This window comes from Microbacterium sp. NPDC057658 (genome assembly GCF_042799975.1).
In the GTDB taxonomy this organism is placed as follows: Bacteria; Actinomycetota; Actinomycetes; order Actinomycetales; family Microbacteriaceae; genus Microbacterium.
The window spans coordinates 1,450,800-1,476,688 of the sequence record NZ_JBHVHT010000001.1 but is presented as its reverse complement, the minus strand read 5'-3'; the positions used below and the strand labels follow the sequence as shown (position 1 = coordinate 1,476,688).

Sequence of the window (25,889 nt, the reverse complement as noted above, 5' to 3'; positions counted from 1 at the left end):
CCGGGAGGGCACGCCGGTTGACTGTCGGTGCGGGATGGACTCCGCGCGCTTGAGGGCTCCCCCGGGCCGGCCGGAGCATGAGGCAAGCGCATCGCGACGACGCGGTGCCCGGGGCGACGAGGCCCCGCCGTGTGCGACGTCAGGACCCTCATGACCGACATCTCCACCGACCCCGCTCTGGACGAATGGCGCACGTACGACGAGTTCGCCGCGGGCATCGACACCTTCCGCCTGCCGAGCACGACGCTCGCCGGAACCGCGCTCTCGCTCACCCTCGATGACGACACCACGCTCGCGCTCCGCTTCGACGAAAACTCCGTGACCTGGGAGGGACTGGGCTCCTCGGGACGCGACCCGTACGACGCGGTCCGCGTGCGCGACGACGTCGTCTTCGTGAACATCCCCTTCGAGACCCGCGAGCGCGAAGCCCTCACCGTCGTCTTCTCCACCACGACCCACCGCGCCACCGTCATCCGCTCCCGCATCGCGGCGGAGGCCGTCGAGGGCACGCCGCAGGTCGGGCAGGACTTCTGGGCCGCGACCACCGACGCCGGCCCCGCGACCGGAGAGGTCCCCGGTCCGAGCCGCGACCTCATCGGCAAGCGGAACGTCTACCGCTACAGCCCCCACCACCTGTACGAGCATGTCTACGTCTCCAGCCAGCGCTACGCGTGGCAGTGCCTCGAGGGCGTCCAGCGCGGTCACGGCGACATGGACCTCTCCACGGTGTGGAAGTTCGCGGACGGTCTCTACCTGTTCTGCTTCCGCGAGTTCCGGATCGCGGTGGCGAGCGTCTGGCTCCACGACCTCGGCTACCAGCTCATGACGACGGGGATCTTCCTCGGACTCAACGGCGACGGCGAGTCCGAGCACTCCCGCGCCGGCGGGCACATCTACCCCCTGGGCGCCGTCGCCTACCCCGACGCGCAGCCCGTCTGACCCTTCGACCCTTCGACCCTTCGACCCTTCGACAGGCTCAGGGACCCAACCTTCGACGGGCTCAGGGACCCACCCTTCGACAGGCGCAGGGACCCACCCTTCGACAGGCGCAGGGACCCACCCTCGACGGGCACAGGGCCCCGGAACGAAAGAGAGCACATGAGCAACGCAGACCTCATCCGCGACCACTACGCCGCGAACGACCGGGGCGACCTGGACGGCATGCTCGCGCCCTTCGCGGCCGACATCGAGTGGACGGAGGCCGCCGGGTTCCCCTACGCCGGGACCTACATCGGCCCGGACGCGGTCGCCGAGAACGTCTTCGGCCGCATCCAGGAGGAGTGGGACGACTACACCGTCGCGATCGACGAGGTCGTCGACGGCGGCGATGTCGTGGTCGGCATCGGCACATACTCCGGCACCTACAAGCGCACCGGGCGGTTCTTCGCCGCCCGGGTGGCCCACGTCTGGCGCGTGGCGGGCGGCGAGATCGTCGCCTTCGAGCAGTTCACCGACACGGAGCTCGTGAACCGCGCCCTGCGCGCACCGTCGACGAGCACCGACACCCAGCCTTCGAGCTGACAGCACGACCCGAACAGGAGAGGCAGGAAGCACATGAACAGACGAGCATCCGGCACCGCGGCGGTCATCGCCGTGGCCGCCCTCGCTCTCGCCGGCTGCGCCGGTGGCGACGGAGCCGGGGGCGAGGGCGCCCCCATCGTCGTCGGCTCCGTGAACACGATCAGCGGTCCGGCGACGTTCCCGGAGGCCTCGCAGGCGGCCGCCGCCGTCTTCGACGCGTTCAACAAGGAAGGCGGCCTGGACGGCCGAAAGATCGAGTACAAGATGCTCGACGACAAGGGCGACCCCGCCACGGCCACCGCCTCGGCGCGGGAGATCGTGGGCAGCGACGAAGCCGTCGCACTCGTGGGCTCCGCGAGCCTCATCGAGTGCGAGATCAACGCGAAGTACTACGAGCAGGAGGGCATCCTCTCGGTGCCCGGCATCGGCGTCGACACGGGCTGCTTCGACAGCGAGAACATCTCGCCGGCCAACGTCGGCCCGTTCAACGACATGACCCTCACGCTGCAGTACGGCTCCGAGGTGCTCGGACTCGACGACATCTGCATCCTGCTGGAGATCGCCGGCTCCACCCGTCCGACCTACCAGGCGGCGATCGACACCTGGACCGAGATCACGGGCAAGGAGCCGAAGTACGTCGACGACACCGTGCCGTACGGCGCCTCCGACTACACGCCCTACATCGTCAAGGCGCGCGATCAGGGCTGCAAGGCCCTCGCGATCAACCCGGTCGAGCCCGACGCGATCGGACAGGTCAAGGCCGCGAACGCGCAGGGCTGGGACGACGTGACCTGGCTCTACCTCACGAGCGTCTACAGCGAGAACTTCGCCGACGCGATCGACGACGCGGGTGCCGGCATCTACGTCCCCGCCGAGTTCTACCCGTTCACGGACGACAGCGACATCAACGCGGACTGGCGGGCGCTGATGGAGGAGAACGACATCCCACTCACCTCGTTCAGCCAGGGCGGCTACCTCGCGGCGACGTACTTCATCGAGGTGCTGAAGAGCATCGACGGTGACATCACCCGGGAGAGCGTCTCCGAGGCGCTGAAGGGCATGGACCCGATCGAGAACCCGATGGTGGGCACGCCCTACGCCTTCGGCACGCAGAACACCGCGGGCTGGCCGATCATCCTGAAGTCGGGCACGAACGCCTGGGAGAAGGTCGCCGACGACTGGCTCCGGATCGGCGAATAGTCCCGCGCTTCGACAGGCTCAGCGACCCACCCGGGGTCCCGCGCTTCGACAGGCTCAGCGACCCACATCTGGGTCCCTGAGCCTGTCGAAGGGCCCCTCACCAGAAAGGACGCCTCATGCTCCAAGGCGCCATCGCCGGTCTCGCCGCCGGCGGCCTCTACGCCGTCCTCGGCGTCTGCCTCACCCTCATGTCGCGCCTCGTGCGCGTGGTGAACTTCGCCCAGGCCGCGACCGGCATGTTCGGGGCCTTCACCGCCGTGTGGTTCGTCCGCGAGATCGGGCTGCCCATCTGGCTGGGCTCGATCCTCGGCGTCCTCGTCGCGGGCGTGCTCGCCGCAGCGATCGGGTTCATCGCCGCGACCTGGCTGTCGGAGGCCTCGACGACGACCCGCTCGGCCATGACGGTCGGACCGCTCCTGCTGCTCATCTCCCTGTCGTTCATCCTGTTCGGCAACAAGCCGCAGCCCTTCACCCCGATCATCGCCGGCCCCGCGTTCTCCTTCGGCGGCGTGGTGATCAGCCAGGTCACCGTCGCGACGGTGGCGATGGCGGTCGTCACCGCCGTCGCCGTCCGCATCGTGCTGCGCCGCACCCGGGTCGGCACCCAGCTGCGCGCGCTCTCGGAGCGGCCGACCACGGCGGAGCTGCTCGGCATCCGCTCCCGGCCGCTGTCGATCGCCGTCTGGTTCGTCACTGGGATCATCAGCGCCATCGCGATCATCATCGTCGCGCCCTCGCAGTCGAACGACGCCACGAGCCTGTCCATGCTCATCGTCCCGGCTGCGGCGGCCGCGCTCCTCGGCGGCTTCCGCCGGCTCGACCTCGCCGTCGTCGGCGGGCTGGTCCTCGGCGTCCTCGGCGGACTCGTCGCGCAGATCGACGAAGTGGCGCTCGTGCGCAACTTCCTGCCGTTCCTGTTCATCGTCGTCCTGCTGCTGTGGACGCAACGCAAGGAGGTGTGGGATGCCGCTCGCTGACCGCCCCTGGTTCCGGATCACCTGGCCGTTCGCCGTCGCCGTCGTCGGCATCGGCGTGGGCGCGCTCCTCAGCGCCGCCCTTCCCGGCTACTTCGTCTTCCTCGCGATCAGCGCCGTCACGGCCGCGATCGCGATCCTCGGCCTCGGCATCGTCACCGGCTCGGCCGGCATGATCGCCCTCTGCCAGCTCACGTTCGCCGCGGTCGGGGCGTGGATCGTCTCGCTGCTGAACGTGATGCAGGCGCCGGGCGGCTTCCTCGTCTGGCTCGTGCTCGGCGGTGTCGCGGCCGGTCTCGTCGGCATCCTCGTCGGGCTCCCCGCCCTGCGGCTGCGCGGGGTGAACCTCGCGGTGGTGACGCTCGGCTTCGCCGCGGCGGCCGACGTCACGCTCGTGCAGATCCAGTTCCCCGGCTCCGCGGACGGCATCGCGATCGAGCGCCCGGCGCTGTTCGGGAGCGACCGGGAGTTCTTCTTCCTCTCCATCGTCGTGCTCGCCGTCTGCGGCCTGGCGGTGTTCTTCCTGCAGCGCGGCCGGTGGGGCGCGAGCTGGAAGGCCGTCGCGTTCTCCGAGCGGGGCACGGCCGCGGCCGGGCAGAGCGTGCGCACCGCGAAGCTCACGGCGTTCGCGGTGTCGGCGGCCCTCGGCGGCATCTCCGGCGGGCTGCTCGCCGGTCAGGTGCAGCTCCCCTTCGCCTCGAGCTTCACACCGCTGCAGTCCCTCGCCCTGTACGTGCTGGCGATCATGTCCGGCGCGCACCTCATCGACATGGCCATCTTCGGCGGACTGCTCTGGGTGCTCGTGCCGGAGCTGCTCAAGCGCTGGGGCGTGCCGCAGGACTGGGGCTTCGTCGTGTTCGGCGTGCTGGGGGTGCAGGCGCTCACGAGCGGCACGAACCTCGGCCAGGGCATCCGCAACCTCCTGTACCGACGGGCCGACCGGCGCACGGCCACCGCAGAGCTCACGGCGCTCCCGCCCGACGCGGGGACCGAGGCGACGGCGATCACCACGACCACGACGGCCACCGTCGACGAGGCGGTCCTCGACGGCGCCCCGGTGCTCACGGTCGACGGCCTGACCGTGCAGTTCGGGGCGCTCAAGGCCCTCGACGACGTCTCGTTCACGGTGCCCGCCGCCTCGATCATGGGGCTCATCGGTCCGAACGGTGCCGGGAAGTCGACCTTCGTCGACGCCATCAGCGGCTTCCTCCCCCAGCACGAGGGCCGCGTGCTCCTCGGCGACCGCGACCTCGCCGGGCTCTCCCCCACCCGGCGTGCGCGACTCGGACTGCGACGGACCTTCCAGCAGGACCGCGTGCCTCCGGCGCTGACCGTGGGTGGCTACGTGCGCTTCGTGGCCAGACGGCGGCTCGCCGCGGCGGACATCGACGAGGTCCTCGCGTTCTTCGGGTGCCCGCCGGCCCGGGCGCGCCTCTCGAGCGTCGACGTCGGCACCCGGCGGCTCGTGGAGGTCGCGGCGAACGTCGCCGCCCGCCCGCGCCTGCTCATCCTCGACGAGCCCGCCGCCGGCCTCTCGCACGAGGAGCATCTGGCGCTCGCTGCTCGCCTGCGCGAACTCCCGGGGCGCTACGGCGTGGCCCTCATCATCATCGAGCACGACCTGGACCTCGTCCGCTCGGTGTGCCCGACCCTCACGGTCCTCGACTTCGGCCGCGTCCTGGCGAGCGGCCCGCAGGCGGAGGTCCTCGCGAACCCCGACGTCGTCAAGGCGTACATGGGAGAGACGGAGCTGCTGAAATGAGCGCACTGGTGCTCGACGGCGTCACGGTGAGCCGCGGTGCCGGGCCGGTCATCTCGGACGTCTCACTGCGGGTCGCCGGGGGCGAGGTCCTGGCCCTGGTCGGCCCCAACGGGGCGGGCAAGACGAGCCTGATCGAGGCCGTGTCCGGCGTGACGCCGCACTCGGCGGGGTCGATCCTGCTGGACGGGGAGCCGATCGACCGGCTCTCCCGCGTGGCGCGGGCCCGGCGCGGCATCGTGCACATCGAGCAGGGGCGGGCCGTGTTCCCGTCGCTCACCGTGCGCGAGAACCTCTCCCTCACGGCGCGCACCGCCGGGGAGATCGAGGCCGTGCTCGCGCAGTTCCCGGAGCTGGAGAAGCGCATCGACTCCCCCACGGCACTGCTGTCGGGTGGGGAGCAGCAGATGGTGGTGCTGGCACGGGCGTTCGCGGCGAAGCCCCGGGTGCTGCTCATCGACGAGATGTCCCTGGGCCTCGCGCCGGTGGTGTTCCTGCGCCTGATGCCGATCGTGTCGTCGATCGCGGAGTCCGGGGTGGCGGTGCTGCTGGTGGAGCAGTTCACGCAGCTCGCGCTCGGTCTCGCGCAGGAGGCGGTGGTCGTCGCCGGCGGCCGTGTGTCGTTCCAGGGCGCGCCGCAGGCCCTCCAAGACGACCCCGCCCTCCTCCACCGCGCCTACCTCGGGGGCTGACTCCCCGTCGATCCACCCCGTTGCGTTCCTCCCGGCCCCTTGCGCGCGTGCGCAGGGGGCCGGGGCGTGCGAAAGGGGGTGGGTCGACGGCGTGGGGGTTAGCCTGAGGGAGTGACCGAGATCCTCCACGCCCGCGCCGCCCTCCTCGACATGGACGGGACCCTCGTCGACTCGACCGCCGTCGTGGAGCGCCTCTGGCTCGCCTGGGCGGAGCCGCACGGGATCGACCCGGAGACCGTGCTCCGCACCGTCCACGGGCGCCAGGGGCACCAGAGCATGGCGATCCTGCTCCCCGAGCGCGACCACGCGATCAACCTCCGCGAGAACGAGGTCATGCTCGCCACCGAGGCCTCCGACGTGGACGGTGTGATCGGCATCCCGGGCGCCGAAGAGCTGCTCGCCGCGCTGCAGCCGTTCCCGCACGCGGTGGTCACCTCCGCCAACGTCGCCCTCATGACCGCGCGGATGGGCCAGGCCGGGCTCACGGTCCCCGAACTCGCGGTCACCGCGGAGAACGTCTCGGCCTCGAAGCCCGATCCGGAGGGCTTCCTCCTCGCCGCCCGCACCCTCGGCATCGACCCTGCGGACTGCGTCGTGTTCGAGGACTCCGGCGCCGGCATCCAGGCCGCCCACGCGGCGGGCATGCGCGTGATCGGCATCGGTCCGCACGCGGGAGCCCACGCCCCGACCGTGCACGTCGACGACCTCACGCACGTCGCCGTGGTCCCGACCGACGAGGGCTTCGAGCTCCGCATCGACTGACGCGCGGGGCCCGAACCACCCCGCCGACTAGGCGGCGGAGCGGTCGGCGGCCGGACGCCGGCGGAGCACCGGCTCGAGCACCGCGGGCGGGTTGTACTGCTGATCGAGACGACCGACATCGGAGCCCGGCGGGACGATCTCGTCGATGCGGTCGAGCAGCTCGTCGCTCAGCGCCACGTCGACGCCCTCCAGCAGGTCGTCGAGCTGCTCCATCGACCGCGGCCCGATCAGCGCGCTGGTCACGCCGGGATGCGCGATCGCGAAGGCCATCGCGAGGTGCGTCATCCGGATGCCGCTCTCCTCGGACAGGGCGACGATCTGCTCCACCGCGTCGATCCGGCGCTCGTCCTGGTTGTGTCGGAACATGGTCGCCCTGGCGAGATCGGTCTGCTGTCCCTTCCGGAACCGCCCGGTCAGCATGCCGCCGGCGAGCGGGCTCCAGACCAGCGTCCCCAGGCCGTAGCGCTGCGCGACCGGGAGGACCTCGCGTTCGATGCCGCGGTTGAGGATCGAATACGTCGGCTGCTCCGTCCGGAAGCGCTCGAGCCCGCGGCGCTCGGACGTCCACTGCGCCTCGACCTGCATCGAGGCCGGGAAGTCGGAGCTGCCGATCGCGCGGACCTTGCCGCTGCGGACGAGGTCGGTCAGGGCGGAGAGCGTCTCCTCGAGGTCGACGCTGTCATCGGGACGGTGCGCCTGGTAGAGATCGATGTGGTCGGTGCGGAGCCGACGGAGCGAGTCCTCGACGGCGCGCATGATCCAGCGGCGGGAGTTGCCCCGGCGGTTGGGGTCGTCTCCCATCGGCCCGTTGAACTTCGTGGCGAGCACGACGTCGTCGCGGCGCCCGATGAGCGCTTTGCCGAGGAGCTCCTCGGACCCGCCCTGCGAGTACCGATCGGCGGTGTCGATGATGTTGATGCCCGCGTCGAGGGCCCGGTGGACGATCCGGATCGAGTCCTGTTCGTCGCCGTTGCCGATGCGGCCGTCGGTGCCGAGCATCATCGCGCCGAGCGCGAAGGGGCTGACCCGGATGCCGGTGCGGCCGAGGGTGCGGTAGTGCATGAGCGGTTCCTTTCGTGGCTGGCATCCCGTCGTCCGGTGTCCTATCGTTGACCGAAGCGGAACGCTCTTCCGGAAGCATACGGAACGCTGTTCCGTTTATGCAACCCCCGGAGGATCCATGCGCGCCGACGCCCGCCGCAACACCGACGCCCTCATCGACGCCGCGCGCGAGGTCTTCGCCACCGACGGGGTCGATGCACCCGCGAGAGCGATCGCGGACCGCGCCGGCGTCGGGGTGGGCACGTTGTACCGACGATTCCCGCAGCGCTCGGATCTGGTGGTGGCCGTCTTCCGCACCGCCGTGGACGCCACGGAGCAGGCGGCCGCCGAGCTCGCCGCCGCGCACGCGCCCGACGAGGCGCTCGCCCTCTGGCTGCAGCGGTTCACGCAGTTCATCGCGACCAAGCGGGGGCTCGCCGCTGCCCTGCACTCCGGCGACCCCGCCTTCGAGGCACTGCCGGCGTACTTCACGGCTCATCTCGGGGGCGCCCTCGACGGCCTGCTGCGCGCCGCCGAAGCGGCCGGGACCATCCGCGCCGACGTCGACGCCACGCAGCTGCTCTACGCCGCGGCGAACCTCTGCCAGTCCGCAGGGTCGGAGGAGCAGAGCCTGACCCTGGTCGGACTGCTCGTGGACGGCCTCCGCTACCGCGCGACGGCCGCCGCCCGCCCCTGACCCGGCGCTACATCCCGGCGTGGTCGAAGGCGATGGTCGGCACGTCGACCACGTGCGACCCGCCGTCCGCCACGATCACGGCGCCGGTGATGTACGACGACTCGCCCGACCCGAGGAACCGCACGACGGAGGCGATCTCGGCGGGCCGCGCCGGGCGGCGCAGCGGCACGTCGGCGGTGACCGTCGCGTACCCCTCCTCGCGGGAGCCGAGACCGGCGTGCGCCGCGAACTCGTCCATCTCCTCGTCGGCCATCGGCGTCTGCACCCACCCGGGGCAGATCGCGTTGACGCGCACGCCGTGGCGCCCGTAGTCGCGCGCGAGCGTCCGGGTGAGGCCGATGAGGGCGTGCTTGCCGACCGTGTATCCGGCCACCGACGGCCCCGCGAAGAGACCGGCCAGCGAGGAGACGACCACGATCTGGCCCTTGGCCTCGATCAGCGCCGGCAGCGCCTCCCGCGCCATCACGAACGCGGTGGTGAGGTTGGCGCGGATCGCAGCGTCCCAGCTCGCGTCGTCGGTCTCGGCGACCGGCGAGAACCCGTGTCCCCCGGCGTTCGCGACGAGAACGTCGATGCGGCCGAACCGCGCGAGGATCTCGGCGATCGCGGCCTGCGCCGACGCGGTGTCCGCCGCGTCCGCGACGACGGGGAACGCCCCGACGGCCCGCTCGACCTCGTGCAGCGGCTCGGGGCGGCGGCCCACCACGACGACGTGCGCCCCTTCGGCCGCGAACCGTTCCGCGACCGCCGCGCCGATGCCCGTGCCGCCTCCGGTGATGACGACGACGCGTCCGGAGACGCTCGATCCGACCACGGTTGCCATGTGTGCTCCTGTGTGTTCTGCGCGCGTGCGCGGTGGGGCCGGACGCGGGTGCGTCAGGCGGGGAAACCCGACCGGGCGGTGTACCCGAAGTCGCTGAGGAGGGTGGTGCCGTTGACCGCCCGGCTCCGCGGGGAGAGGAGGTAGGCGACGTGCACGGCGACCTCGTCGGCGCTCTGCACGGGGAAGGCGGGCTCGTCGAACGCCGCGGCGCCGAGGTCGCCCCGGCTCATCGGGGTGTCGACGATGGACGGTGACACCGCGTTCACCCGCACCCCGGTGCCGGCGAGGTCGACCGAGAGCGCCCTTCCGAACTGGACGAGCGCCGCCTTCGACGCGGCGTAGGGGGCCATGCCCGGGGAGGCCACGACAGCCGAGTCGCTCGCGAGCAGCACGACGGATCCGGCGGCGGACTCCCGGAGCGCCGGGATCGCTTGCTTGAGCACGAGGAACGCGCCGGTGATGTTCACGGCGAGGACGCGGTTCCACGCCTCCAGGGGGGTCTCCTCGATCGGCGTCCCGACCGGGCCGGAGATCCCGGCGCAGCAGACCACCGCGTCGAGACCACCCAGCGCGCGGACACCAGCGCCGACGGCGGCAGCCACCTGCTGTTCGTCCGTGACGTCGGCGGCGAGCAGCACCGGATCGATGCCGGCCTCCCCCGCCGCGTCCCGGAGCGCGGCGGCGTCCCGGTCGAGCAGCGCGACCCGCACCCCCTCGGCGGCGAGCGCCCGGGCGACGGCACGACCGATGCCGGAGGCAGCCCCCGTGACGAGGGCGGTCGTGCCGTCGAGCTGCAGGTCCATCGCATCCTCCGACCGCAGCCCGGCGCCGCGCGGCGCCGACGAGACAGCGGTGTCGTCCCGGTCATCCTGCTCCGCGGTGCGGAGGGCCCGCACGCTCGACGCCGGGGTGTGCGCGGTGGCACCATCGTCCTTCGCTCACGGTCAAGCGTCGGAACGGGGCGGCGAGCAGACTCGCTCTATCGACGATTCCCCTCGTCGTCGATGCCGTGTCCACACGGCCGTCACCCGAGCAAAGGAGCCGACGTGGCAGAGCAGACCTCCGCACCCACGACGCCGCACCACACCTCCCTCCGCCCCGGCGCCCTCGGTGTCGCGGGCATCGTCTTCCTCGTCCTGGCCGCCGTGGCGCCGCTGACCGGGATCGTCGTCGTCGCCTCCCTCGCCATCGCGCTGGGCAACGGCGGCGGCACCCCGATGTCGTTCTTCCTCGTCGCGGCCATCCTGCTGCTGTTCGCGATCGGCTACGCCCAGCTGTCGAAGCAGCTCGTGAACGCCGGAGGCTTCTACGCCTTCGTCGTGAAGGGCCTCGGCCGCACCGGCGGACTCGTCGCGGGCCTCATCGCGACGCTCGGCTACAACTTCTTCGTGGTCGGCACGATCGGCACCAGCGGCTTCTTCATGCAGACGATCATCCGCGACCTCACCGGGCTCGACGTGCACTGGCTCGTCTGGGGCCTGCTGTCGATCGTCGTCTGCTTCGTGCTCGCCCGGATCGGCGTCGACTTCAGCTCGAAGGTGCTCGGGGTGTGCCTCGTGCTCGAGGTGCTCATGCTCGTCGTGTTCGACATCTCGGTGCTCGTGCAGACCGGCTACGACGTCGCCGCGTTCAGCCCGGAGGCCGTGTTCTCCGGCTCGCTGCCCATCGGCCTGCTGCTCGCGGCGACCGGCTTCCTCGGGTTCGAGGCCACCGCGCTCTTCAGCGAGGAGGCCAAGCAGCCGCTGCGCACGATCCCGCGGGCCACCTACACCTCGATCATCGCGATCGGCGTGATCCTCGGCGTCACGACCTGGGCCGTGGTGAGCGCGACCGGCGTCGCGCAGGCGCAGGCCACGGCGCTGGAGCACCTGCCCACGGGCGACCTCATCTTCTCGCTCTCGCAGCAGTACCTGGGCGGACCGCTCACGACCGTGATGATGGTGCTGCTCCTGGTGAGCCTGTTCGCGGCGATGCTCGCCTTCCACAACTCCGCCACCCGCTACTTGTACTCGCTGGGGCGCGCGAAGATCCTCCCGCAGGCCCTCGCCCGCACCCGCCCGAACGGCGCCCCGCAGCTCGCGGGCATCGTGCAGGCCGGCTTCGCGGCGATCGTGGCGATCCTGTTCGCCCTCGCCGGTGCCGATCCCATCGTCACACTCGTGCCCGCGATGCTCGGCTTCGGCACCCTCAGCGTGCTGATCCTGCAGGGGCTCGCGGCGATCTCGATCGTCGTGTACTTCCGGCGCCGGAGCGACCCGCGGTGGTGGAGCACGTTCATCGCTCCGGGCATCGGCTTCCTCGGCATCGCGGCCATCTCGATCCTGGCGATCGTGAACTTCAACATCGTGGCCGGCTCCGAGGAGCTCGCGATCCGCCTGATGCCGCTGCTGCTCGTGCTCGCGCTGATCGGCGGCATCGTCTACGCCGCCTACCTCCGCCGTGCCAAGCCCGCCGTCTACGACGGTCTCGCCACCGACCTGGAGCGGTTCAGCGACCGCTGACGCCCGCGCCGACCCCGTTCTCCGAAGGAAGGAATCCCCATGACGACCCTCAACCCCGCCGACACCTCCACCTGGCTGCCGCTCGAAGGGCTCGCCCCCGGCTTCGACGCCAACAAGGCCCCGCACACCACCGCCCTGAGCGGCCGCGAGATCGCCGTCGTCGACGCCCGAGGCACCCGCATCGTCCACCGCTTCGACGACTCGACGGTGGCCTGGGAGTACCAGCCCGGCGCCGAGGACCCGACCGAGGCGGCGTCCGACACCGACGACTACGAGGCGTTCGAGGTCGACGACGAGCTCTACTTCGTGCAGTTCCACCACCGCTACCTCCCGAACGAGGCCGTCTCGCTCGTGGTCGACCTGCGGCACGGACGCTCCCTCGCGGTGATCTCCGAGATCCTTCCCGCGCCCGAGCAGGGCCGCACCCGGGTGCAGCACCACTTCGCCCCCGGCACCATCGAGGGCGCCGACGTCACCGGCACCGAGGCCGCCCCCACGACCACGCTCATCGGGCGCCGCGTGGAATGGGTCTACAGCGAGGAGCACGCCTACGAGCACGTGTACCTCTCCCCGCGCTGGTACTCGTGGCAGTGCCTGGCCGGTCCGGAGCGCGGGCTCGCCGACACCGACGAGAACAGTGTGTGGGAGGTGCGCCCCGGGATCTACGTCTTCGCGTGGCGCGAGAAGGTGATCCCGTGCGCCTCGGTCACGATCGCCGACCACCGCGACGTGAACGCGATCCGCTCCCACGGCGTGCTGTTCGGTCTGGACGAGACCGGTGAGGTGCCGACGCACTTCACGTTCGGCGCGCACGGCCGCCTGCTGTCGACCACCCACCACACGCCCGCGCTCGAGCCCGCGACCTTCGGAGACGCCTGACATGACCGACGTCGCCGACCTCCTCGTCACCGGCTCCGTGATCCGCACGTCCGACCGCGCCCGTCCGCGCGCCGAGGCCTTCGCGGTGCGCGACGGACGGATCCTCGCCGTCGGCGACCGCGCCGACGTGGAGGCGTTCCGGGGCCGCCGCACGCGGGTCGTCGAGGTCGGCGACGCGGCCGTCTACCCCGGCTTCGTGGACGTGCACAACCACCACGCGCTCGCCGGACGGACCGAGCTCTTCGAACTGTCGCTCGCCCCCTCCCTCACGCTCGACGAGATCCTCGACCGGGTGCGGGAGAAGGCGCAGACCATGCCCGAGGACGCCTGGATCGTCGGCGGCGCCGTGGCCACGACCCTGCTCCCGACGCTGGCGAACACCGCCACGCGGCGCCGGCTGGACGAGGCGGCGGGCGGACGACCGGTGGCGCTCATGGAGGACTCCCGCCACAACCGCTGGGCCAGCACCCGGGCCCTGGAGCTCGCCGGCATCACGGCGGACAGCATCCCGACCTCCGGGGTCACGCTGCTCGACCCCGACGACGGCACGCCCACCGGCGTGCTCCTGGAGGCCGCCGGCATCCCGGTGCAGGAGGCGTATGACCGCAGCGGCGGACTCACCCCGGAGCAGCACGCCGCCGCGTCCCGCCGCGGCATCGAGCTGCTGAACTCGTTCGGGATCACGGCGTTCCAGGACGCGGGGGTCTCCGTCGACATCCTCGCCGCACTCGCCGGGCTCGACCGCGCCGACGAGCTGCACGCCTGGGTCGTCTCCTCGCTCCTCATCAACGACGAGATCTTCGGATTCGACCCCATCGGCGCTCCCCTCCTCGACCGGGGCGAGGAGTTCCGCACGCCGCACCATCGCCCGGACTTCGTGAAGATCTTCCTCGACGGCGTGCCGCCCGCACGCACCGCCTCCTTCCTCGACCCGTATCCGGCGGATCCGGTGCACGGGGCGCACTTCCATGGCGAGACGACCATGACCCTCGACGAGCTCACCGACTGGCTGCGGGCCGTCGCCGCCCGCGGTCTCGGGGCCAAGGTGCACTGCACCGGCGACGGGTCGGCGCGCCTCGTGCTCGACGCGACCGCGCGCGTGCGCGCGGAGGGCTTCACGACGCCGGTGCAGATCGCGCACGGGCAGTTCCTCGCGGAGAGCGACATCCCCCGGCTCGCGGCGCTCGACGTCTCCGCCGACATCTCCCCGTTCATCTGGTACCCGGGCGTCATCCCTCAGGCGCTGGCGGACGTGCTGGGAGAGCGTGCCGAGCACTCCCAACCCAACCGTGCCCTCCTCGACGCCGGAGCCCTCGTGGCCGGCGGCTCGGACTGGCCCGTGAGTGAGTCGCCGAACACGCTCGAGGGTCTGCAGGGGCTGGTGACACGCGCCGATCCGCTCGGTCGGGCCGCGGGCACGCTGTGGCCGGAGCAGGCGATCTCCGCCGAGGAGGCGCTGGAGGTCTTCACGATCAACGCCGCGACGGCGATGGGACTCGGCGCGGAGACCGGTTCCCTGACCCCCGGCAAGTCCGCCGACTTCGTGATCCTGGAACGGGATGCGATCGGCGGACCGGCGGAGGAGATCGTGCACACCGAGGTCGTCTCGACATGGTTCGCCGGGCGTACGGTGCACGAGCGCTGAGCACGACGCGCCGTACGATGGGCGCATGCGTCGCTTCCCCGCCTCCGTCTATCGGGTCGGGGACGAGCCCGATCCCCGGTTCTCCCTCGCCAACGAGCGCACGTTCCTGGCCTGGACCCGGACCGGACTGGCGCTGATCGCGGGTGGCGTCGCGCTCGAGGTCCTCGGCCTCGACCTGCATCCCGGGTTCCGGCTGGCCGCCTCGCTGCTGCTGATGGTCGCCGGCACGGCCGTGGCGCCGCTCGCCTGGTTCGAGTGGATGCGGGCCGAACGCGCCCTCCGGCAGGGACGACCGCTGCCCGGCGCGCTGTCGGCGGTGGTGCTCGCCGTGGTCGTCGTGACGACGGGGCTGCTCGTCCTCGCCGGGGTGCTGTGGCGCTGAGCGAGGCCTGCCGATGACCGCCCCCGATACTCCCGCGCGCGACACCTCGGCGCCCGATCTGTACGACCCCGGGCTGCAGCCGGAGCGCACGGAGCTGGCCTGGCGGCGCACGGCCCTCGCGATCGCGGTCGGCTCGCTGCTGTCGCTGCGGGTGTTCCCCCTCGTGCTTCCGAGCGGCGCCGAGGGGTGGGGCCTCGTCCCGGGCGTGCTGGGCGTCGGCACGGCGGCGCTGCTCTGGATCGCCGCTCGCCGTCGGCAGCGCCGGACGACCGCGGTGCTCACCGCCCGGGCGCGCGGGCCGCTGCCCGGCGGCGCACTCCCGCTCGCGCTGACGGTGTTCGCGACCGGCTTCGGCGTGGTCGCCTTGATGCTCGTGGCCGCGACGCTGGTCATGCGCTGACACGCCGGAGCGCGGGGCGAACGCGACAGATGCCGTGATCTCCCCGCGTCCCCTCGCCGCCCTCCCTCAGTCCGCGAGGAGGAACCGCGCGCCGCGTTCGCCGATCATGGCCGCGGGCGCGTTGGTGTTGCCGGTGGGCACGGTCGGCATGACCGAGGCGTCGATCACCCGGAGTCCCTCGATCCCGCGCACCCGGAGCTGCGGATCGACCACGGACTCCGGGTCGGAGCCCATGCGACAGGTGCCGACCTGGTGGTGGTAGGTGATGGCGGTGCGGCGCACCCACTCCTCCACGTCGTCGTCCGCCACGTCCGGCCCGGGGTAGACCTCGACCGCACCCCACTCCTCGGCGAGCGCAGGCTGCCTGCCGATGCGGCGGCACTGGCGCACCGAGGCGGCCAGGGCATCGACGTCCCGGTGATCCTCCAGCGCTGCCAGGTCGATGTGCGGCAGGTCGTCGAGGCCGGGACCGGTGAGGCGCAGCTCGCCGCGGCTGTACGGCGTCACCAGGCCCGCCATGAGCGTGAACCCGTCGGTGCCCTTCGGCTCCAGGTCGCCCCACATGGGCACGGAGAAGTGGATGGGCTGCGTGTCCGGCTGCGCGAGGCCGTCGCGGCTCCGCCAGAACAGGTGGCTCTGTGTGACGGAGACCCCCGGCTGCGGCGGGCCGACGGGCTTCTTCTCCGTCGCGAAGATCACCGGCGACAGGAGGTGGTCGTGCAGGTTCTTGCCCACGGCGGGGGCGTCGTGCACGACGGGGATGCCGAGGGCACTCAGCTCAGCGGCGGGACCGATGCCCGAGCGCAGCAGGATGACAGGAGTGCCGAGTGCTCCCGCCGAGAGGATGACCTGGTCCGCGAGCACCTCCTCGGCGTCGTCGCCCTCCCCCAGCCGGATGCCGACCGCACGACCGTCGCGCACGATCACGGAGTGGACGGCGCGACCGGTGAGGATCGTCATCCGGTCGGCGACGGGCTGCGCATAGGCGGTCCAGGTGTTGACGCGGCGGCCGTCCGTGATCGTGACCTGCTCCTGCGAGACCCCGTCGAGCGTGCCCCCGTTGTAGTTCGGGTTGCGCGGCAGCCCCTCCTCGACGGCGGCGTCGATGATCGAGGCCTGGATGGGTGCGAGCGCGTAGTCGTCGGTCACGGGCAGCAGGTCGTTCTCGATCGCATCGTAGATCGGCTCGACCTCGCCCCAGCCCCATCCGGTCGCGCCGGCCGCCTCCCACGCGTCGTAGTCGGAGGCCGCGCCGCGCACCCAGATCATGGCGTTCAGCGCGTGCGACCCACCGGTGACCTTGCCGCGAGGAAGATGCAGCCGACGACCTGCCGCGTGCGGCTGCGGCACGGTGAAGAAGTCCCAGTCCTCGGCGGAGTGCCAGAGTTCGCCCGCCCGCGCGGGGTCGTGAATGGCCGGGTTCGTGTCGTAGCCGCCCGCTTCGACGAGCGTCACCGCGACACCGGCATCGGTGAGACGCCGCGCGACGATGGCGCCCGACGTGCCGGCCCCGACGACGATCGCGGAGCGCACCGCGCCGCTGTTCGCCGCGGTCACGTTCACGCCTTCCGGCCGGGTCCGGAGACGACCTGGGTGACGGCGACGGACTTGAGCCCCTCGACGCCGAACTCCAGCCCGTAGCCCGAGCTCTTCACGCCGCCGAACGGCACCATCGGGTGCAGCCCGCCGTGCGAGTTGATCCACACCGTGCCGGACTGCATGCGCGCGGCGACGGCGCGGGCCTCCTCCGGGTCGCTCGCCCACACCGAGGCGCCGAGGCCCACGTCGAGCGCGTTCGCGAGCGCGAAGGCCTCGTCGACGTCGCTGTAGCGGATGACGGGAAGCGCGGGACCGAACTGCTCCTCCTGCACGAGCGCTGCGTCGTTGTCGATGTCGGCGACGATGGTGGGCCGGTAGAACAGCTCGCCGAGCTCGGCGGCCGGCTCGCCACCGGTGACGATCCGGGCGCCGCGACTGCGCGCATCGTCGACGAGGCGACTGACGATGTCGAACTGCGGGCGGTTCTGCAGCGGTCCGAGCACGTTGCCCTCGTCGAGCCCGTTGCCCATCGGCACCTGCGCGGCGATCGCGGCGAGCGCGTCCACGACCTCGTCGTACACGGAGTCGTGCACGTAGAGGCGCTTCATGGCGGCGCAGGTCTGTCCGGTGTTGATGAACGCACCCCAGAAGAGGTCTTCCGCGATCGCGGAGGGATCGGTGCCGGGGAGCACGATGCCCGCGTCGTTGCCGCCCAGCTCCAGCGTGAGGCGGGCGAGGTTGCCCGCGGAGCTCTCGATGATGCGGCGCCCTGTCGCGGTGGAGCCCGTGAACATGATCTTGGCGATGTCGGGGTGCGAGGCGAGGCGGCCGCCCACCTCGCGGTCGCCGGAGACGCCGATGAGAACGTCGGCGGGCAGCACGTCGTTCATCACCGCGAGCATCGCCAGCACGCTCAGCGGCGTGTACTCGCTGGGCTTCGCGACGACCGTGTTGCCCATGCGCAGCGACGGACCGATCTGCCAGATCGTGATCATGAGCGGCCAGTTCCACGGCCCGATGGCGCCGACCACACCGGCCGCCTTGTAGACGAGCTCGGCGTGCAGCGTCTCGTCGTCGACGAGCACCTGCGGCTCCAGGACGGTGGTGGCGTTGGTGCGCAGCCAGGCCGAGCAGGCGCCGAGCTCGAACCGCGCGTTGGGGCCGTTCAGCGGCTTGCCCTGCTCCCGCGACAGGAGGTAGGCGAGCCCCTCGGCGTTCGCGTCGATGGCGTCGGCCGCGGCCAGGAGGAGTGCGCTCCGCTTCTCGTGTCCGAGCGCCTCCCACGCGGGCTGCGCGGCCTTCGCGCGGGCGATCGCGTCGTCGAGGTCGGAGACCGTGGCCACGGGCGCGCGTCCGATGACCTCCCGCGTCGCGGCGTCGGGGATCTCGCGCCCCTCGCCCTGCGGGGCCTGGATGCGGTCGAGCAGCGCAGCGGCGGCGGTCGCCGCGGCATCGGCGGATCCGGAGTCGACGGCTACGGGAACGGCAGAATCGGACATCGGTGTCTCTCCTTCGAGCGGGTCACGGCGCGGACGCCGGTCTTCTTCTCATTCTCGGTCGGCCCTTCCCGCCGCACTTGTCGCGGAGCGCGCCGGAGATGTCCCCGCGCGAAGGATGCGCTCCCGGGCCGGTCCCGCGTGAGCGAATCGGGACCCCGTCCGGTCCGGGGAGCCGGTAAGCGTCAGGCGCGGCGTGCGCCATCGTCGCCTCGGATCCCACCACGCCGGCCCTCGCACCTGCGGCACTCCCTCTCGCATGCGGATCTGCCACCCCGAGGTGTCCAGTGTGCGGTGGTGGTGCCAGCACAGCGCGACCCCGTTGTCGGTGTGCGTCGGACCCCCGTGCGCGTGCTCCGTGACGTGGTGGATCTCGCACCAGGCGGCGGGGACGTGACACCCGGGGATCAGGCACTCACCGTCCCGCACGCCGATCGCCCGGCGCTGCGCGGGGGTGAAGATCCGGTCGCTCGACCCGAGCCCGACGATCCTTCCTCCGGCGCCGAGCACGATCCGCTGGACTGTCCCTCCGCACGCCGTGTGCGCAGCGACCCGCGTCGACACCGGCGTCTCGGCGCCCTCGATCCGCGCCCAGCCGCGCCCCGTGGCATAGTCCTCGGCGCCGACCGTCACCACGAGTGTCGGGGCGGCACCGCCCAGCCGTGGCATGTCGTCGTGCCGGGCCGCGATCCCCAGAGCCGCCGCGAGCGCGTCGTGCTGCTTCTGTGCCCGCGTGCGCCCGTCGACCATCCCGCCGGGGTCGCCGGCCGGGAGCACATCGTCGTCCGGGGACACCGCCGTGTTCCGCTGCTCGGCATCGGAATCCTCGAGTACCGCGGACGGCACGAAGTGGACGCCGGGAAGCGGCGGACCATCGACCTTCGGGTTCAGATATGCGTCCCAGATCCGCTGCAGCTGCCCCGCGACCTCGGGCAGCAGTGCGCCCCGGACCGGGATCACGCCGTCCTTGGCGCGCCCCAGCACCACACCCCGCGCTCGCAGCGCGATGTCTTCCGCAGGCTCCGCGCCGTCGGGGTCGAGGTACTGCACGATCAGCTGCGCCCGCACCCGCAGATCCTCGGGCGTCGGTGCCGGACCGGGCTCGTTCTGGGCGTCATCACTGTTCTCGGCGCCATCACTGTTCTCGGCACCGTCGCAACTCTCCTCGCCACGAGCGACCTCCGCGAGATACGCGTCGGCCTCCCAGCGGTCGGCGAGGCGCACGCGAGGGCCGGCCTGCTCGATCGGCCCGGTCGCGGCCAGCAACCCGGTCACGCCGAGCGCCCCGTCGAGGAGGGCCTCGCGCAGCGCCGGCCACCGCGCCGGCAGCCGCTCCCCGGAGGACAGGTCGACCTCGCGTCGCACCAACCGCGCGGCCTTCACCACCCGCGCGGCGGACGCGCCGTCGGTGCGGAGCACCCGCTGCAGCAGCTCGTTCATCGAGCGACAGCCGAACCGGCCGCAGAAGGCCGGCTCCCCCGATCCCGCCGGACGCGGATCGACGCTCGCGACCGCCTCCACGATCACGGCCTCCACGCGTCGCTGGATCTCGCCCGCGACCCGCAGCAGGTGCATCATCGCCCCGGCATCGAGAGCGCCCACGGTGCCGGACTGCAGCACGGCGTCGAGAGCGACGACCGTGTCGTCGAGAACCGCTACCGGGGTGCCTTCCATACGACGATTCAACAGAGGGCCGCCGACATTGCGAGGCCCGATTACCCCTGTTCAGAGAGATATTCCAGTATGCGCGACGGACTCCTCCTGCACACGAACAGACCCGTGATCAACCCTCCACATCACAACACCATCCGCACAACATGCCGCCGCCGAATTCGCCGCTTCCCGGCACGACCCCCGTACCCCACCCACGACCCGCGGCACCGACGCCCGTCGCACCCCAACGACCCCCGTCGCAGGACACAAGTGTCACGCCCGGTCGAAGTCCTCGAAGATCAGGATCGTCCGGGTCGAGCGGATCGACGGGATCGCCTGGATGTCCTCCAGCACGATGCGGCGCAGGTCGCGGGCGTCGTTGGCGCGCACGAGCAGCAGCACGTCGAAGTCGCCGCCGACGAGCGCCATGTGCTCGATCTCCGGGATCACCCGGAGCCGCGCGCTCACCTCCTGCCACGTGGCCTGCTCGATCGCGAGGGTCACGTACGCGCTCGCGTGATGCCCCAGCAGCACGGGGTCGGTGCGCACGGTGTACCCGGTGATCACCCCGGCGTCGGTGAGCCGCTTGATGCGGGCATGCGCCCCCGCGCGGGAGATGTGCACCGCCTCGGCGATCGCGGTCATGGACGCCCGCGCATCCCGCCGCAGCTCCGCGAGGATCGCGCGATCCGTCTCGTCCAGCGCCGCCATGGCACCCCTCTCCCGTCCGGGAAATCCTGACATTTCGTAAGCCATTGTGGCATGTCGCGAGCAATCGTCCACGATCCTGCGACGGATCTTGGATGACTGTCACACGCGCGGCATGCTGTCCTCATCGAGTTCGGCAAGGAAGGCGGACGGATGCACCCCCACGACATGCTCCCGCGGGACACCGCGGTACGACTGGTCGCCGAGGACGGGACCACCCTCCCCGACGAGACCTACGCGCTCCCCGCCGCCGACGTCCTGCTGGCGGCCTACCGCGGCCTCGTCGAAGGCCGCCGCATCAACGATCAGGCCGGCGCGCTCGTGCGCCAGGGCCGCCTCGCGGTCTACCCGTCGTCGCACGGCCAGGAGGCCTGCCAGGTGGCCGCGGCGATGGTGCTCCGCGACACCGACTGGCTCTTCCCCACGTACCGCGACTCGGTCGCCGTGATCGCCCGCGGCGTCGCTCCCGCGGAGGCGATGGTGCTCCTCAAGGGCGACTGGCACTCGGGCTACGACGTGCGTGCGCACCGCGTCGCCCCGCAGGCCACCCCACTCGCGACCCAGCTGCTGCACGCGGTCGGCTTCGCGCAGGCGGCGAAGCACCGCGGCGAGGACACCGTGGTGCTCGCGCTCTGCGGCGACGGCGCGACGAGCGAGGGCGACTTCCACGAGGCGATGAACTTCGCGGCGGTGTTCCACGTGCCCGTCGTGTTCTTCGTGCAGAACAACGAGTTCGCAATCTCGGTCCCCCTCTCCCGGCAGACCGCCGCCCCCTCCCTCGCCCATAAGGCGGTCGGCTACGGCATGCCGGGACAGCGCGTCGACGGCAACGACGTGGCCGCGGTCCTCGCGGTGCTCACGGAGGCCGTCGACCGCGCCCGCGCCGGCGGCGGCCCCTCTCTCGTCGAGGCCCACACGTACCGCATGCAGGCGCACACCAACGCCGACGACGACACCCGCTATCGCGAACGCGAGGAGGTGCAGGCCTGGCTCGCCCGCGATCCGCTGCTCCGCCTGCGCGCGCACCTCACCGCGACGGGGACGCTGGACGACGAGGCAGAAGAGCGCTTCGCCGCGGGTGCGGAGGAGATCGCCGCCGCCATGCGCACCGCCCTGAACACCGATGCGGAGCTCGACCCGGAAGACCTCTTCCGCTTCGTGACCGCGACCCGCTCGCCGCAGCGTGAGGAGCAGTGGCAGCTCCTCCGGGAGGAGATCGAGCGCTCCCACCCCGCCGAGACGATGACGACCGGAGGCCCCCGATGACCATCGCCGAGCACGAGACGCCGGTCGCGACGGACGCCGGCACCACCACGACCATGACCATGGCCGCCGCCCTCAACCGCGCTCTCGCCGACGCCCTCGCCGCCGACCCCGACGTGGTCGTGTTCGGAGAGGATGTGGGAGCCCTCGGCGGCGTCTTCCGCATCACGGACGGACTCACCGCCCGCTTCGGCGAGGACCGCTGCTTCGACACCCCGCTCGCGGAGTCCGGCATCATCGGCACCGCCGTCGGCATGGCGATGAACGGGATGCGCCCCGTGGTCGAGATGCAGTTCGACGCCTTCGCCCTGCCCGCGTTCGAGCAGATCGTCAGCCATGTCGCGAAGCTCGGCAACCGCACCCGCGGCGGGATGCGCATGCCGCTCGTGATCCGCATCCCGTTCGGCGGCGGCATCGGGGGCGTCGAGCACCACTGCGACTCGTCCGAGGCGTACTACGCGCACACGCCCGGCCTCGCCGTCGTGAGCCCGTCCACCCCGCAGGACGCCTACTCGCTGCTCCGGGCGGCCATCGCCGCGCCGGACCCGGTGGTCTTCCTCGAGCCCAAGAAGCTCTACTGGTCGAAGGGCGAGGTCGACACCGCCGTGACGGCGGAGATCGGCGCGGCGCGCATCGCCAGGGAGGGCACCGACGTGACCCTCCTCGCGTACGGAGCCTCCGTGCCGCTCGCGCTGGAGGCGGCTGAGGTCGCCGCGGGCGAAGGGCGCAGCGTGCAGGTGGTCGACGTGCGCTCCCTCTCCCCCTTCGACGACGAGACGGTCACCGCGGCGGTGCGGTCCACGGGACGCGCGGTCGTGATCGCCGAGGCCCCGGGATTCGTCAGCGTCGCCTCCGAGATCCAGGCCCGGGTGTTCGAGCGCTGCTTCGAGTACCTGGAGGCCCCGGTGCGGCGGGTGACCGGTTTCGACACCCCCTACGCGCCGCCGAAGTTCGAGCACTGGTACCTGCCGGACGTCGATCGGGTGCTCGACGCGATCGACACGCTGCACTGGGAGGACGAAGCATGAGCACCCCGGTGAAGACCGCGACCCGCGTGTTCCGCCTCCCCGACCTCGGCGAGGGACTCACCGAGGCCGGCCTCGTGCAGTGGCTGGTGTCCGTCGGCGACACGATCGCGACCGACCAGGCCATCGCCGAGGTCGAGACCGCGAAGAGCGTCGTGGAACTGCCCTCGCCGTTCGCGGGCGTTGTGACGGCGCTGCACGGCACACCCGGCGACACCATCGACGTCGGGGCCCCGGTGCTGGAGGTCGCCGACCCCGGCAGCGAGGAGACCACGTCCGCGCCGCAGGCCCCCGCCGCGCAGCCCGAGCACGAGGCGTACCGGCAGGAGGAGCGGGCGGGGTCGGGCAACGTCCTCATCGGGTACGGCACCTCCGCGTCCGCCTCGACGGGTCGGCGACGCCGCCCCGTGGCGCCACGCCCCGCACCGGCACCCGCCTCGTCAGCACCCGCACCCGCCGCACCCGCCGCGACCGCTCCGGAGTCGCCCGCACCGGCCCCCCGCGACGCCGCGCGACCCGCGCCGGTCGCCGTGCGGTCGCCACTCGTGCGGCGCCTCGCCCGGGATCTGGGCCTCGACGTGCACGCGATCTCCCCCACCGGAGCGGACGGGGCGATCACGCGCGCCGACGTGCTGCGCGCCGCCGTGGACCATGCGGTGGACGGCGTCGCCGCGGCCCCGGCGCCGACCTCCGCGACCGCTCCCACCGGCGAGATCGACGGCCTCCCGGTCCGCAGCCGCGAGCGCCTGTCCCCGCTGCGCCGTACCGTGAGCGCCCGGCTCGCCCAGAGCCGCTCGGAGATCCCCGAGGCCACCGTGTGGGTCGACGTCGACGCCACCGAGCTCTGGGACCTCCGCGGGCGGATGGCTCCCGAGGGCGCGAAGGCCCCGTCGATCACGGCGCTCCTCGCGCGGTTCGTGCTGCTCGCACTGGAGGACTACCCGGTCCTCGCCTCGCGGCTCAGCGACGACGGCTCCGAGTTGATCTCGTTCGACGGCGTGAACCTCGGCGTCGCGGCCGACACCGAACGCGGCCTCCTCGTCCCGGTCGTCCCGCACGCGCACCGGCTCACGGTCGCCGACCTCGACGCCGCCCTGCGCGAGCTCGCGGCCACCGCGCGCGCCGGCACGCTCCCGCCCGAGCGGCTCCGCGGATCGACCTTCACGCTCAACAACTACGGCGGGCTCGGCGTCGACGGCTCCGCGGCGATCATCAATCACCCCGACGTCGCGATCCTCGGCATCGGCCGGATCATCGAGCGGCCCTGGGTCGTGGACGGGGCGATCGTGCCGCGTCGCATCGTCCAGCTCTCGCTCGTGTTCGACCACCGCGTCTGCGACGGCGGGTATGCGGCCGGATTCCTCCGCCGCGTGGTGGAGCTCATCGAGCATCCGCTCCGCGCCTTCGGGCGGGTCTGAGGTCGACCGGCCGGCGAACCCTCGTGGGCGGAGCGCCGATACGCTACGCTCGGCGATTACTGACCGATCATTCGGTAAGTCATCGCCGACGTACCCGCGTCGGCGCTCCCCCTCGCAGAACAACGGAGTTCGCATGACCTCAGCCACCGCAGCCGCCTCGTCGACCGGAAGGATGCCCGCCGAGGAGCGGCGCGTCCTCGCCGGCACCCTCGTGGGGACGTCGATCGAATGGTACGACTTCTTCATCTACGCCCAGGCGGCGGGCCTCGTGCTCGCCCCGCTCTTCCTCGCCCCCATCGCGGAGTCGAGCCCCGGGCTCGCCCAGGTGCTCTCCTTCGCGACCATCGGCATCTCGTTCCTGTTCCGCCCACTCGGCGCTATCGTCGCCGGACACCTCGGCGACAAGCTCGGCCGGAAGAAGATGCTCGTCTTCACCCTCGTGATGATGGGGCTGTCCACCTCCCTCATCGGTCTGCTGCCCACGTACGCCGCCATCGGCGTCGCCGCCCCGATCCTCCTGATCCTCCTGCGCATCCTGCAGGGCTTCTCGGCCGGCGGCGAATGGGGCGGCGCAGCCCTCATGGCCGTCGAGCACGCACCGACGGCGCGACGCGGCCTGTTCGGCGCGTTCCCGCAGATCGGCGTGCCGGTCGGCATGATCCTCGCCACCTTCACCCTCTGGGCCCTCACGAGCTCGATGTCCCCCGAGGCCTTCCTCGAGTGGGGCTGGCGCATCCCGTTCCTGCTCTCGATCGTGCTCATCGCGGTCGGCTACGTCATCCGTCGCGCGGTCGACGAGAGCCCCGTGTTCGAAGACCTCCGTCGCCGCCGCAAGGAGGCCTCGGCGCCGCTCGGGCAGCTCTTCCGCGCACACACGAAGCAGGTCGTGCTCACGGCCGTCATCTTCATCGCCAACAACGCCGCCGGATACCTACTGATCGCGTTCTTCGCGACGTACGCCGTCACGGCTCTCGGCATGGAGCGCCCGCCGGTGCTGCTGGCGACCACGCTCGCCTCGTTCGGCTGGCTGATCTTCACCCTGTGGGGCGGCGCGCTGTCCGACCGCCTCGGCCGCATCCGCACGTTCCAGATCGGGTACGTCGCCCTCGCCGTGTGGGCCATCCCGATGTGGTTCCTCATCGACACCGCGAACATCGTCTGGTACTTCGTCGCCCTGTTCGTCATGACGTTCGCGCTCGGACTCTCGTACGGCCCGCAGGCGGCACTGTACGCCGAGATGTTCCCCGCGAACGTGCGCTACTCGGGCGTCTCGATCGGCTACGCCCTCGGGGCCATCCTCGGCGGCGCGTTCGCACCGATGATCGCGGAGGCGTTGCTGAACCAGTTCCACGCCGCGTGGACGATCGGCGTCTACATCGCGGTCGCGTCGATCATCTCGCTCATCGGCGTCTCGCTGGTGAAGGAGACGAAGGGCGTGGATCTCAGCGTCTGACTCCTGGTCCGGGATCGCGGCCGGCCGTGCGCCTGTGCCATAATTACCTTACGATCGG

The 25,889-nt window shown here is 71.8% G+C and carries 24 protein-coding genes; 17 read left to right on the top strand and 7 right to left on the bottom strand.

Annotated elements, in window-relative coordinates:
* The first annotated feature begins 150 nt into the window (after positions 1 to 150).
* From ACFU8V_RS07005 to ACFU8V_RS06975, 7 genes are all read left to right on the top strand, one after another.
* On the top strand, positions 151 to 939 hold the full coding sequence (locus ACFU8V_RS07005) for a MoaF C-terminal domain-containing protein (protein WP_378870016.1): 789 nt from the start codon (positions 151 to 153) through the stop codon (positions 937 to 939).
* Positions 940 to 1,098: 159 nt separating this feature from the next.
* Positions 1,099 to 1,521, top strand: coding sequence for a nuclear transport factor 2 family protein (locus ACFU8V_RS07000; protein ID WP_085606741.1), 423 nt, complete (start codon positions 1,099 to 1,101; stop codon positions 1,519 to 1,521).
* A gap of 33 nt (positions 1,522 to 1,554) precedes the next feature.
* A complete protein-coding gene (locus ACFU8V_RS06995; protein ID WP_085606743.1) occupies positions 1,555 to 2,721 on the top strand; it encodes an ABC transporter substrate-binding protein in 1,167 nt (388 codons plus the stop codon).
* A 116-nt stretch (positions 2,722 to 2,837) separates the two neighbouring features.
* A complete protein-coding gene (locus ACFU8V_RS06990) occupies positions 2,838 to 3,698 on the top strand; it encodes a branched-chain amino acid ABC transporter permease (protein ID WP_303708339.1) in 861 nt (286 codons plus the stop codon).
* Positions 3,685 to 5,457 carry an ATP-binding cassette domain-containing protein gene (locus ACFU8V_RS06985; protein WP_085606745.1) on the top strand — a complete coding sequence of 591 codons (1,773 nt, stop codon included), beginning with the start codon at positions 3,685 to 3,687 and terminating at the stop codon, positions 5,455 to 5,457. The genes ACFU8V_RS06990 and ACFU8V_RS06985 overlap by 14 nt, the downstream gene beginning before the upstream one ends.
* Complete coding sequence (locus ACFU8V_RS06980) at positions 5,454 to 6,146, top strand: ABC transporter ATP-binding protein (protein WP_025103863.1); 693 nt, start codon at positions 5,454 to 5,456, stop codon at positions 6,144 to 6,146. The genes ACFU8V_RS06985 and ACFU8V_RS06980 overlap by 4 nt, the downstream gene beginning before the upstream one ends.
* A 111-nt stretch (positions 6,147 to 6,257) precedes the next feature.
* The gene (locus ACFU8V_RS06975) at positions 6,258 to 6,908 is read left to right on the top strand and encodes an HAD-IA family hydrolase (RefSeq protein ID WP_378870009.1); all 651 of its coding nucleotides are present in this window, start codon (positions 6,258 to 6,260) and stop codon (positions 6,906 to 6,908) included.
* A 27-nt stretch (positions 6,909 to 6,935) separates the two neighbouring features.
* Here ACFU8V_RS06975 and ACFU8V_RS06970 read toward each other — a convergent pair whose 3' ends face one another.
* Positions 6,936 to 7,970: an aldo/keto reductase gene (locus ACFU8V_RS06970; protein WP_378870006.1), complete on the bottom strand. Its 1,035-nt coding sequence runs from the start codon at positions 7,968 to 7,970 to the stop codon at positions 6,936 to 6,938.
* Positions 7,971 to 8,088: 118 nt separating this feature from the next.
* On the opposite strand from ACFU8V_RS06970, the gene ACFU8V_RS06965 reads away from it, so the two are divergent.
* The gene (locus ACFU8V_RS06965) at positions 8,089 to 8,646 is read left to right on the top strand and encodes a TetR/AcrR family transcriptional regulator (RefSeq protein ID WP_025103860.1); all 558 of its coding nucleotides are present in this window, start codon (positions 8,089 to 8,091) and stop codon (positions 8,644 to 8,646) included.
* Positions 8,647 to 8,653: 7 nt separating this feature from the next.
* Here the strand turns inward: ACFU8V_RS06965 and ACFU8V_RS06960 are convergent, their stop codons facing one another.
* A complete protein-coding gene (locus ACFU8V_RS06960; protein WP_071327385.1) occupies positions 8,654 to 9,469 on the bottom strand; it encodes an SDR family NAD(P)-dependent oxidoreductase in 816 nt (271 codons plus the stop codon).
* 53 nt (positions 9,470 to 9,522) lie between these two features.
* A complete protein-coding gene (locus ACFU8V_RS06955; protein WP_378870001.1) occupies positions 9,523 to 10,365 on the bottom strand; it encodes an SDR family NAD(P)-dependent oxidoreductase in 843 nt (280 codons plus the stop codon).
* Positions 10,366 to 10,515: 150 nt separating this feature from the next.
* On the opposite strand from ACFU8V_RS06955, the gene ACFU8V_RS06950 reads away from it, so the two are divergent.
* Genes ACFU8V_RS06950 through ACFU8V_RS06930 form a run of 5 tightly spaced genes read left to right on the top strand, consistent with a single transcriptional unit; the run spans position 10,516 to position 15,276 of the window.
* Positions 10,516 to 11,970, top strand: coding sequence for an APC family permease (locus ACFU8V_RS06950; RefSeq protein ID WP_378869999.1), 1,455 nt, complete (start codon positions 10,516 to 10,518; stop codon positions 11,968 to 11,970).
* A gap of 39 nt (positions 11,971 to 12,009) precedes the next feature.
* On the top strand, positions 12,010 to 12,849 hold the full coding sequence (locus tag ACFU8V_RS06945; RefSeq protein WP_249520792.1) for a molybdenum cofactor biosynthesis F family protein: 840 nt from the start codon (positions 12,010 to 12,012) through the stop codon (positions 12,847 to 12,849).
* A 1-nt stretch (position 12,850) separates the two neighbouring features.
* On the top strand, positions 12,851 to 14,494 hold the full coding sequence (locus ACFU8V_RS06940) for an amidohydrolase (RefSeq protein ID WP_378869996.1): 1,644 nt from the start codon (positions 12,851 to 12,853) through the stop codon (positions 14,492 to 14,494).
* Positions 14,495 to 14,519: 25 nt separating this feature from the next.
* Positions 14,520 to 14,876: a YidH family protein gene (locus ACFU8V_RS06935; protein ID WP_062636014.1), complete on the top strand. Its 357-nt coding sequence runs from the start codon at positions 14,520 to 14,522 to the stop codon at positions 14,874 to 14,876.
* Between the two features lie 13 nt (positions 14,877 to 14,889).
* Complete coding sequence (locus tag ACFU8V_RS06930; RefSeq protein ID WP_378869993.1) at positions 14,890 to 15,276, top strand: DUF202 domain-containing protein; 387 nt, start codon at positions 14,890 to 14,892, stop codon at positions 15,274 to 15,276.
* Between the two features lie 66 nt (positions 15,277 to 15,342).
* On the opposite strand, the gene ACFU8V_RS06925 is transcribed toward ACFU8V_RS06930, so the two are convergent.
* The 4 genes from ACFU8V_RS06925 to ACFU8V_RS06910 all read right to left on the bottom strand — a co-directional run bounded on the left by ACFU8V_RS06925 (position 15,343) and on the right by ACFU8V_RS06910 (position 20,675).
* A complete protein-coding gene (locus tag ACFU8V_RS06925; RefSeq protein ID WP_378869990.1) occupies positions 15,343 to 16,833 on the bottom strand; it encodes a GMC family oxidoreductase in 1,491 nt (496 codons plus the stop codon).
* 2 nt (positions 16,834 to 16,835) lie between these two features.
* Positions 16,836 to 18,314 carry an aldehyde dehydrogenase family protein gene (locus tag ACFU8V_RS06920; protein ID WP_238695708.1) on the bottom strand — a complete coding sequence of 493 codons (1,479 nt, stop codon included), beginning with the start codon at positions 18,312 to 18,314 and terminating at the stop codon, positions 16,836 to 16,838.
* Between the two features lie 48 nt (positions 18,315 to 18,362).
* Positions 18,363 to 19,985 carry a DUF222 domain-containing protein gene (locus tag ACFU8V_RS06915; RefSeq protein ID WP_378869987.1) on the bottom strand — a complete coding sequence of 541 codons (1,623 nt, stop codon included), beginning with the start codon at positions 19,983 to 19,985 and terminating at the stop codon, positions 18,363 to 18,365.
* A gap of 252 nt (positions 19,986 to 20,237) precedes the next feature.
* Positions 20,238 to 20,675 (bottom strand): Lrp/AsnC family transcriptional regulator, encoded by a 438-nt coding sequence (locus tag ACFU8V_RS06910; RefSeq protein ID WP_174235405.1) that lies wholly within the window; start codon positions 20,673 to 20,675, stop codon positions 20,238 to 20,240.
* Positions 20,676 to 20,825: 150 nt separating this feature from the next.
* Between ACFU8V_RS06910 and ACFU8V_RS06905 the strand changes: the two genes are divergently transcribed.
* From ACFU8V_RS06905 to ACFU8V_RS06890, 4 genes are all read left to right on the top strand, one after another.
* Positions 20,826 to 21,938 (top strand): thiamine pyrophosphate-dependent enzyme, encoded by a 1,113-nt coding sequence (locus tag ACFU8V_RS06905; protein WP_378869984.1) that lies wholly within the window; start codon positions 20,826 to 20,828, stop codon positions 21,936 to 21,938.
* On the top strand, positions 21,935 to 22,963 hold the full coding sequence (locus ACFU8V_RS06900) for an alpha-ketoacid dehydrogenase subunit beta (RefSeq protein ID WP_378869981.1): 1,029 nt from the start codon (positions 21,935 to 21,937) through the stop codon (positions 22,961 to 22,963). The genes ACFU8V_RS06905 and ACFU8V_RS06900 overlap by 4 nt, the downstream gene beginning before the upstream one ends.
* Positions 22,960 to 24,378: a dihydrolipoamide acetyltransferase family protein gene (locus ACFU8V_RS06895; RefSeq protein WP_025103846.1), complete on the top strand. Its 1,419-nt coding sequence runs from the start codon at positions 22,960 to 22,962 to the stop codon at positions 24,376 to 24,378. Before ACFU8V_RS06900 ends, ACFU8V_RS06895 begins: the two co-directional genes overlap by 4 nt.
* A 133-nt stretch (positions 24,379 to 24,511) precedes the next feature.
* Complete coding sequence (locus tag ACFU8V_RS06890) at positions 24,512 to 25,831, top strand: MFS transporter (RefSeq protein ID WP_025103845.1); 1,320 nt, start codon at positions 24,512 to 24,514, stop codon at positions 25,829 to 25,831.
* The last annotated feature ends 58 nt before the right edge of the window (positions 25,832 to 25,889 follow it).